The following is a 1,619-nucleotide window of genomic DNA, read 5'->3' as shown; positions in this document are numbered from 1 at the left end:
GACGCATCGTTTAAGGAGGTGATCCAGCCGCAGGTTCCCCTACGGCTACCTTGTTACGACTTCACCCCAGTCATGAACCACACCGTGGTGATCGCCCTCTTGCGTTAGGCTAACCACTTCTGGTGCAGTCCACTCCCATGGTGTGACGGGCGGTGTGTACAAGGCCCGGGAACGTATTCACCGTGACATTCTGATTCACGATTACTAGCGATTCCGACTTCACGGAGTCGAGTTGCAGACTCCGATCCGGACTGAGACCGGCTTTTCGGGATTGGCGCACTCTCGCGAGTTGGCAACCCTTTGTACCGGCCATTGTAGCACGTGTGTAGCCCTACCCGTAAGGGCCATGATGACTTGACGTCGTCCCCACCTTCCTCCGGTTTGTCACCGGCAGTCTCCTTAGAGTTCCCACCATTACGTGCTGGCAAATAAGGACAAGGGTTGCGCTCGTTACGGGACTTAACCCAACATTTCACAACACGAGCTGACGACAGCCATGCAGCACCTGTCTTACAGTTCCCGAAGGCACACCAGGATCTCTCCCGGCTTCTGTAGATGTCAAGGGTAGGTAAGGTTCTTCGCGTTGCATCGAATTAAACCACATGCTCCACCGCTTGTGCGGGCCCCCGTCAATTCATTTGAGTTTTAACCTTGCGGCCGTACTCCCCAGGCGGTCGACTTATCGCGTTAACTTCGCCACAAAGTGCGCTAGGCACCCAACGGCTGGTCGACATCGTTTACGGCGTGGACTACCAGGGTATCTAATCCTGTTTGCTACCCACGCTTTCGCACCTCAGTGTCAGTGTCAGTCCAGAAGGCCGCCTTCGCCACTGGTATTCCTCCCGATCTCTACGCATTTCACCGCTACACCGGGAATTCTACCTTCCTCTCCTGCACTCTAGCCTGACAGTTCCGGATGCCGTTCCCAGGTTGAGCCCGGGGCTTTCACAACCGGCTTATCAAGCCACCTACGCGCGCTTTACGCCCAGTAATTCCGATTAACGCTTGCACCCTCCGTATTACCGCGGCTGCTGGCACGGAGTTAGCCGGTGCTTCTTCTGCGAGTGATGTCTTTCCTGATGGGTATTAACCACCAGGCGTTCTTCCTCGCTGAAAGTGCTTTACAACCCGAAGGCCTTCTTCACACACGCGGCATGGCTGGATCAGGCTTGCGCCCATTGTCCAATATTCCCCACTGCTGCCTCCCGTAGGAGTTCGGGCCGTGTCTCAGTCCCGATGTGGCTGATCATCCTCTCAGACCAGCTACGGATCGTTGCCTTGGTGAGCCATTACCTCACCAACCAGCTAATCCGACATAGGCTCATCCAATAGCGGGAGCCGAAGCCCCCTTTCTCCCGTAGGACGTATGCGGTATTAGCCTGAGTTTCCCCAGGTTATCCCCCACTACCGGGCAGATTCCTATGCATTACTCACCCGTCCGCCGCTCGTCAGCGTCCAGCAAGCTGGACCTGTTACCGCTCGACTTGCATGTGTTAAGCCTGCCGCCAGCGTTCAATCTGAGCCATGATCAAACTCTTCAGTTTAAAATCAGTGTGATTCTTACTTGTCACTCGAAAGTGACAAAGGTGAATCAATCCTGGCTCAAGGTTCAAACGAAT

Annotated in this window: 1 rRNA gene; it reads right to left on the bottom strand. The window is 55.0% G+C overall.

The features are described from left to right. Window positions 1-11: 11 nt before the first annotated feature. Window positions 12-1,544: ribosomal RNA gene (locus ACT3RU_RS17915) — 16S ribosomal RNA — on the bottom strand. Between the last annotated feature and the right edge of the window lie 75 nt (window positions 1,545-1,619).

The organism is Halomonas sp. TP35, from assembly GCF_052375975.1.
GTDB lineage: Bacteria > Pseudomonadota > Gammaproteobacteria > Pseudomonadales > Halomonadaceae > Vreelandella > Vreelandella citrativorans.
This window is presented reverse-complemented; position numbering and strand designations above follow the sequence as displayed.